Genomic DNA, 330 nt, shown 5'->3' on the forward strand with positions numbered 1-330 from the left:
CCTCCCGCGCTCTGGCCGACCTCGCCCCGGCGGGGGCGCCCCGCCGCGTCCTCGTCCACGACGCGGCCCGCGCGCTGACCCCGCCGAGCGTGTTCGGGGCCGTCACGGCGGCGCTCGAGACCGGCGCGGTCGCCGCGGTCCCGGGCCTGCCGCTGACGGACACCGTCAAGCAGGTCACCCCCGGACGGGGCGGCGTCGACGTCGTCGCGGCCACGCCGGCCCGCGCCGGACTGCGCGCGATCCAGACGCCGCAGGGCTTCGACCTGGACACCCTGCTGGCGGCCCACGAGGCCGTGCGCACGGACCCCACGCTCGACGCCGCGGCGCTCA

At 80.3% G+C, this 330-nt stretch carries 1 protein-coding gene; it reads left to right on the forward strand.

Annotation, left to right across the window (positions count from 1 at the left end; genetic code table 11):
• Positions 1 to 330: 2-C-methyl-D-erythritol 4-phosphate cytidylyltransferase (locus tag SJ20_RS00505; RefSeq protein WP_044658570.1), on the forward strand; the 330-nt coding region annotated here is incomplete at both ends.

It is taken from the genome of Micrococcus sp. MS-ASIII-49, from assembly GCF_000946635.1.
In the GTDB taxonomy this organism is placed as follows: Bacteria; Actinomycetota; Actinomycetes; order Actinomycetales; family Micrococcaceae; genus Micrococcus; species Micrococcus luteus.